The sequence below is a fragment of the Streptomyces xiaopingdaonensis genome (genome assembly GCF_000262345.1).
Lineage (GTDB): Bacteria > Actinomycetota > Actinomycetes > Streptomycetales > Streptomycetaceae > Streptomyces > Streptomyces xiaopingdaonensis.
The window spans coordinates 21,882-28,711 of record NZ_AJTQ01000262.1 but is presented as its reverse complement, the minus strand read 5'-3'; the positions used below and the strand labels follow the sequence as shown (position 1 = coordinate 28,711).

General features: G+C 70.2%; 7 protein-coding genes. All 7 read left to right on the top strand.

All coding sequences use genetic code 11. The annotated features are described in order from the left end of the window. Positions 1–92: 92 nt before the first annotated feature. The 7 genes from UWG_RS0121200 (at position 93) to UWG_RS0121170 (ending at position 6,824) form a co-directional block, all read left to right on the top strand. Entirely contained in the window at positions 93–749 is a 657-nt protein-coding gene (locus tag UWG_RS0121200) for an HAD family hydrolase (RefSeq protein ID WP_016909211.1), read from the top strand. A gap of 45 nt (positions 750–794) precedes the next feature. Then, positions 795–1,991, top strand: a complete 1,197-nt coding sequence (locus UWG_RS0121195) for an MFS transporter (protein WP_016909210.1) — start codon at positions 795–797, stop codon at positions 1,989–1,991. Continuing rightward, positions 1,960–3,138: an acetoin utilization protein AcuC gene (locus tag UWG_RS0121190; RefSeq protein WP_016909209.1), complete on the top strand. Its 1,179-nt coding sequence runs from the start codon at positions 1,960–1,962 to the stop codon at positions 3,136–3,138. The genes UWG_RS0121195 and UWG_RS0121190 overlap by 32 nt, the downstream gene beginning before the upstream one ends. Before the next feature lie 800 nt (positions 3,139–3,938). Further along, positions 3,939–4,148, top strand: a complete 210-nt coding sequence (locus tag UWG_RS0121185) for a helix-turn-helix domain-containing protein (RefSeq protein WP_033196280.1) — start codon at positions 3,939–3,941, stop codon at positions 4,146–4,148. Between the two features lie 204 nt (positions 4,149–4,352). Continuing rightward, positions 4,353–4,451 carry a 30S ribosomal protein bS22 gene (locus UWG_RS32295; protein ID WP_003948845.1) on the top strand — a complete coding sequence of 33 codons (99 nt, stop codon included), beginning with the start codon at positions 4,353–4,355 and terminating at the stop codon, positions 4,449–4,451. A 224-nt stretch (positions 4,452–4,675) separates the two neighbouring features. Next, a complete protein-coding gene (locus tag UWG_RS0121175) occupies positions 4,676–5,701 on the top strand; it encodes an NAD-dependent epimerase/dehydratase family protein (protein WP_016909207.1) in 1,026 nt (341 codons plus the stop codon). A gap of 19 nt (positions 5,702–5,720) precedes the next feature. Next, a complete protein-coding gene (locus UWG_RS0121170; protein WP_029391647.1) occupies positions 5,721–6,824 on the top strand; it encodes a lysophospholipid acyltransferase family protein in 1,104 nt (367 codons plus the stop codon). Positions 6,825–6,830: the final 6 nt, after the last annotated feature.

Sequence of the window (6,830 nt, the reverse complement as noted above, 5' to 3'; positions counted from 1 at the left end):
GGAGTGTGAGGGGAAATTTCCCCCCGCACCCCCTCCCCACCTTTTTTATTGTCGGCATTTTTCTGGGCCGCGGGTTCTCGTAGGGTGCCGGTATGGGTTGTGAGCTGGTGGTCTTCGACAACGACGGGGTGCTCGTCGACAGCGAGCCGATATCGAATCGCATTCTCGCCGAGTACCTGAGTGAGTTGGGGCATCCGACGAGCTACGAGGAGTCGATCGAGCGGTACATGGGCTCGGCGGTGCACAGCATCCACGACTCGGTTCGGGAGCGGAGCGGGCGCGAGCTCCCGACCGACTTCGACGAGGTGTTCCACGGGCGGGTCTTCGAGGCGTTCCGGGAGGAACTGGAGCCGGTGGACGGGGTGGCCGAAGTTCTGCTCGCCCTGCGCGAAGCCGGCGTCGAGTACTGCCTGGCGTCGTCGGGGAGCCACGAGCGGATACGGGTCGCGCTGCGGAAGACGGGGCTGGAAAAGTTCTTTCCCGAGGGGGCTCTGTTCAGTGCGGACGATGTGGGGCGGGGGAAGCCGGCTCCCGACCTGTTTCTGCATGCGGCCGCTGTGCGTGGGGTGCAGGCCGAGGAGTGCGTCGTCGTCGAGGACAGTCCTGCGGGGGTGCAGGCTGCACGGTCGGCCGGGATGGACGTTCTCGGTTTCTGTGCGATGACGCCGAGGGAGCGGTTGGGCGGGGCCAGGGCGTGTTTCTCCGAAATGGCCGAGCTGCCGGGGCTGTTGGGGCTCGGGAGTGAGTGAACGCTACATCTGTCGGTGAACCACTCCCGCTTCTAGGGTGCGTTCATGTCACGTACGCGGCGCTCTTGTGGGCGGATATCCCTCGCTGTTGCCTTCTTCGTCCAGGGCGTCGTTTTCGCTCTCCTGGTGACGCGTATCCCTGCGGTGCAGGATCGGTACGAGCTGTCGGACGCGGCGTTGCCGGCCTTCCTTGCTGCGGTGCCGGTGTTGGCCGGGGTGGGGAGTGTCTGCACCGAGCGGGTTGTGCGGAGTGTGCGGCCGAGCGTGGTGCTGCGGTGGGCACAGCCGGTTGTGGGGCTGGCACTGCTGGGGGTCGGTGCGTTCGACGGTCTCGTGCAACTGTGTCTGGTGCTCGGGGCGTTCGGGCTCTTCGTGGGTGCGCTCGACGCGTCGATGAACATGCTCGGGGTCAGCCTGCAGCGTGAGTACGGGCGGAGCATCATGCTGGGGTTCCACGCTGCCTACAGTCTCGGCGGGATCGTGGGCGCTTCTTTGGCGTGGTGCGGGGCTCACTGGGCGTGGGGGCTGGCGGAGTTGTACGGGCCCGTGGTGCTCGTTGCGGTACCGGTGGCGTTGGTGGCGAGCCGGTGGTACCGGGACGCTCCGGCCGGGGAGCATCCGGTCCAGCAGCCCGGAGGGGGCGGGCCGGGGATGCGGCTGCTGCTGCCGCTCTGCCTCGTGATGTCGTTCGCGTACATCGGCGACTCGACCGTCTCCAACTGGAGTGCCAAGTACCTGCACGACGTGCTCGGGGGTTCCGAGCAGCTGGCCACGGTGCCCTACAACGTCTACATGGTGACGACGCTGCTGGGTCGCGCGGTCGGGGACCTCGGGGTGCGGCGCTTCGGTGCGGTCGCCGTCGTGCGTGCGGGGACGGTCCTGGCCGCGCTCGGGTTCGCGGTCGTGGCGGGAGCCCCGGGTGCCTGGGTTGGGATGGCCGGGTTCACCGCGCTCGGGCTGGGGCTCTGCGTGCTCGTGCCGCAGACGTTCGCGGCAGCGGGGAGGCTCTTCCCAGGGGCGTCGGATGCAGCGGTGGCGCGGTTGAACATCTTCAACTACGTGGGGTTCCTTGTCGGTTCGCCGTTGGTGGGGGCGGTCGGGGACGCGTGGAGCTATCGGGGAGCGATGCTGATCCCGATGGTGCTCGTACTGGTGACACTGGGGTACGCGCGCTCGTTCGACGGGGCGGGCGGCGGATACGGTGAGCGGCATGAGCGGTCGCGCGCAGCTGATGTGGAATGAGGCGGTCACCGCCTACGACTTCGGTCCGGGACACCCGATGGACCCCGTCCGGCTCGCTTTGACGATGCGTCTCGCAGAGGCCTTGGTCCTGCCCCGCGCACGGGAGTTGACGGTGCGCTCGGTGCCGGCGGCCGGTGACTCGACGCTGCGGCTCGTGCACCGGCAGGACTACATCGACGCGGTGCGCAAGGCAGCCGCCGACCCTGCGTCGGCTCGCGGAGAGTACGGCCTCGGGACGATGGACGACCCCGCCTTCCCCGGTATGCACGACGCCTCGGCGCTGATCGCGGGGATGTCGGTCGCCGCGGCGGAAGCGGTGTGGCGAGGGGAGGCCGAGCACGCCGTGAACTTCAGCGGCGGCCTCCACCATGCGATGCCGGGCGGCGCCTCGGGGTTCTGCGTGTACAACGATGCGGCTCTCGCGGTCGCGCGTCTGCTGGAGATGGGCGCCGAGCGCGTGGCGTACGTCGACACCGACGTGCACCACGGGGACGGTGTGCAGACCGCGTTCTGGGACGACCCACGGGTGCTGACGATCTCCGTCCACGAGGACCCGGGCACGCTCTTCCCCGGCACGGGCTGGCCGGAGGAGACCGGTGGCGCGGACGCGGAGGGCACGTCCGTCAACCTGCCGCTGCCGGCGGGGACTTCGGACGCCGGTTGGCTGCGGGCGATGCATGCGGTGGTTCCGGAGCTGCTCCGGGCTTTCGCTCCCGAGGTGCTCGTGACGCAGCACGGTGCCGACACCCACGTGGACGACCCGCTGGCTCACCTGGGCGTGAGCGTGGACGCGCAACGGGCCGCGGCCGAGTCGTGCCACGGCTGGGCCCACGAGTTCGCCGGCGGAAGGTGGCTCGCGCTCGGCGGCGGAGGGTACGCGGTCGTCGAGGTGGTGCCGCGGACCTGGACGCACCTGGTGGGCCTGGTGGCGGGTGCGCCCGTCGAGCCGGGGACCGAAGTGCCGGCCGACTGGCTTGCCGAGGTGTACGCGCGGACCGGTGAGGTGCTCCAGCCGCGGCGGATGACCGACGGCGTGGCAGTCTCCTGGCGGGGTTGGGAGTCGGGGTACGACCCGGCGGAGGCGCTCGATCGGGTCGTGGTGCGGGTGCGGCGGGCCGTCTTCCCCGCGCACGGTCTCCTGCCGTAGGTGCAGCTGTCGGCGCGGGCCGGAGTGTGCCGTGAACGTGAAGGTGTGCCTGTTGAGTTGGGCGTTGGCCGGTGTGGTGCGTCACTCGATCCGGGGAAAGTGACCGGCAACGAGCGTCCGGTGTCTGGCCGTTGTGGCGGGGTGCGCGGCCCGTGTGCGGCAGGCGGTGTGGGACGCGGGGCGGAGCGGGCACGCGCGTCGACTCCCGGGCTGCTACGCCACATGGGACTCACCGTCCTCGGCACTCTGCTGCGGTGTACTAGCATCAGCGACGGGCAGACGTGTCGACATAACGACCCGATTCCAGGTACGCTCGTACAACCGGAGCTACGCACGGAGAGTCCCTGTGAGGGCCCTGCGGGGTCCCCGGGGCCGGTGGCGCGCGGCGCGGGACGGGCGCGTCGGGAGACTCCCGTTCGGTGCCGGGAAGTTCCCGCGGCGCGATGGCAACTCGCCTTCGTCCGGCGGTGGTTCAGGGCGGTTCACGTCGAGAACCTGCTGGTCGGAGCCGGTCGGCGGAGGGCCGGACAAGGAGTGGGGAAAGAGCGGGAATCGGTCGGGCGGTGGGCGGGCGTGGCGTGCGCTCCGGTTCCGGTTGATGACGCGGTGCGGTCCGGTTACTACCGTGCGCTTACTCGCTATGTACTCAATCGAGCGTGTCTGTCCCAGAAGCGTGCTGAACGCTACTCCTCTTCACCACTTGCATCACCCGCCCCTAATCTGGGGAGGAGCGCACATGCGACCAGGAGTCACCGGAGGGGAAGCCGGTGCCCGACATGTGCGGAAGGTTCAGGTGTGACATGGCTGCTGGTAAGGGACCTCTCAACGAGGTCGTGTTCCTGACCGTGGCGGAAGTCGCCTCGGTGATGCGAGTCTCCAAGATGACCGTGTACCGCTTGGTGCACAGCGGTCATCTGCCTGCGATCAGGGTCGGCCGGTCCTTCCGGGTTCCGGAAAAGGCCGTGCACGAGTACCTCCAGGAGTCCTACGTGGGGGTGGAGAGCGCCTGACGTTCAGCGGCGCTCGCAGAGGGCGGGTGCGGTCCGCCGGACCGCACCCGTTCCTCCGGCGACCCTCGGTTAACGAGCACTCCCCGGTGCCGGGTAGGCTGGCCCTATGTAGGTCGTGTGGGCTCGGACGCCCCGCACCGAGTGATTCGAAATGAGTCGCCCCCGCCCACGAGGCGGGGTCGCATCGCGTGAGCGAGGGTTGTCGTGGGTTCTGTCATCAAGAAGCGGCGCAAGCGGATGGCGAAGAAGAAGCACCGCAAGCTGCTGAAGCGCACGCGCGTGCAGCGTCGCAACAAGAAGTGAGCGCGCACAGACGTCGTTGATCGCCGCCCTTTCCCGCACCGCACGGTGCCGGGGAGGGCGGCGTTCGTCGCTCCAGCGGGAGTTCGCCCGAAGACGTCTCCCGTCACCGGGGCGCAACACCCGGTCGGTACCGTGGGCGCTCCCCGCGGCCGCCTGTGCGGGCGCCGCGTCGGGACCGTGCGTCCCGCCGGTGGGGACCGGGGAGCAGCCTTCAGGGAGGGGCCTTGGGCAGGGTCGTACTCGTCACCGGGGCGGCACGTGCGAGCGCCGGTGCCTTCGTCCGCAGCCTCCAGGACTCGGACGAGGTGGAGCGGGTCGTCGCCGTCGACCTGCGGCAGCCCGCGCATCCGCTCGGGGCCGCGGAGTTCGTCCGGCTCGACATACGGCAGCCCTCGATCGCCGGCGTGCTCGCGGGGCACGGCGTCGACACCGTCGTCCATCTGGACCTGCAGGGGACGCCGTCGCCGCTCGGGCGTTCGCGCACCGCGGTCAAGGAGACCAACGTCATCGGGACGATGCAGCTGCTCGGAGCGTGCCAGAAGGCGCCGGCGCTGCGGCGGCTCGTCGTGAAGTCGACCACGGGCGTCTACGGTTCGGCGCCGCGTGATCCCGCGCTCTTCGACGAGACGATGCGCTCGCGGTCCCTGCCGCGCGGCGGGTTCGCCAAGGACGCGGTCGAGGCGGAAGGATACGTCCGCGGGTTCGCGCGCCGAAGGCCCGACGTCGCGGTCTCGGTGCTGCGCTTCGCCCACGAGTTGGGATCGGCCCGGGAGGCCCCGCTCGCCGGCTACTTCTCACTGCCCGTGCTGCCGACGGTCCTCGGGCACGATCCGCGGCTCCAGTTCGTGGACGAGGAGGACGTGCTCGGCGCGCTCCACCGGGTACTCGAACCCGACGGGCCGGCGGGGACGTTCAACATCGCCGGCGACGGCGTGCTCCTCCTCTCGCAGTGCGCACGCCGGTTGGGGCGGCCGACGGTGCCGCTGCCGCTTCCGGCGCTGGGGTGGTCGGGGGCCGCGCTGCGCGCTGCGGGAGCGCCCGATCTGCCGGCGGAACTCGTCGACGTGTTGACGCACGGGGGCGCGGTGGCGACGAGGCACGCACGGGAGGTGCTCGGCTTCACCGCGCGGCGGAGCACGGCCGAGGTGCTGGCGGCGTTCCTGCGAAGGCGAGGGCCCGGCCCTGTTCCGCCGCGGCGGCTGGCCGGTGCCGTCGACCTGTTCGCCGGGCTGCTGCCCGGTCGGAAGTAGGGGTAGGAGGTGCGTCGAAGTGGCTGACGCGAAGGTGATTCCGTTCGACGACGACCGCGGGCGGGGGCGCGGTATGGGGCGGGAGCGTCGCATGCGCACCGAAGAGGGCGAGAGGGGGAGTGGCACGTCCACGCGGCGGTCGACTCCCGGCGAAGGTCCGCTCAAGTCCGTACCGGAGCAGTCACGTTCGGAAGCAGAACCCGTTCCCCCGAACGAGGGGCGGAGAGCGGCGGCGCCCGCATCGGAAGCGTCAGAACCGAGCATGCTCGAGCGGCTGCTCGGCTCCGACTGGGAGGACCGCGCCGCGCACGGGCTCGCCTTCCTTCGGCGGCGGCTCACCGGCGAGTACGAGGTCGACGACTTCGGCTACGACCGCGAACTCACCGACCAGGTACTCATGTCGCTCCTGCGCCCCCTGTACGAGAAGTACTTCCGCGTCGAGGTGCGCGGGCTGGAGAACATACCCGACGAGGGCGCGGCGCTGATCGTCTCCAACCACTCGGGAACGCTGCCGCTCGACGGGCTCATGCTCCAGGTCGCCGTCCACGACCACCATCCGGCAGATCGCACCCTGCGGCTCCTCGGCGCCGACCTCGTCTTCGTGCTGCCCGTCGTCGGGGAGTTGGCGCGCAAGGCGGGGCACACGCTCGCCTGTACCGAGGACGCAGGGGCGCTCCTGGAGCGCGGCGAGCTCGTCGGGGTGATGCCCGAGGGGTTCAAAGGGCTGGGGAAGCCGTTCGCCGAGCGGTACAAGCTGCAGAGGTTCGGGCGGGGCGGCTTCGTCTCCACTGCGCTGCGGACGGGCGCGCCGATCGTGCCGTGCTCGGTGGTGGGCGCGGAGGAGATCTATCCGATGGTGGGCAACTCCCGTACGCTCGCACGGCTCCTCGGCTTCCCCTACTTCCCGGTCACGCCGACGTTCCCCTGGCTGGGGCCGCTGGGCGCGGTACCGTTGCCGACGAAGTGGACGATCCAGTTCGGGGAGTCGCTCCCCACCGACGGGTACGCGCCCGAGGCGGCGGACGACCCGATGCTGCTGTTCAACCTCACCGACCAGGTGCGCGAGACGATTCAACACACGCTCTACAAGCTGCTCGTGAACCGCCGCTCGGTCTTCTTCTGAACCGGC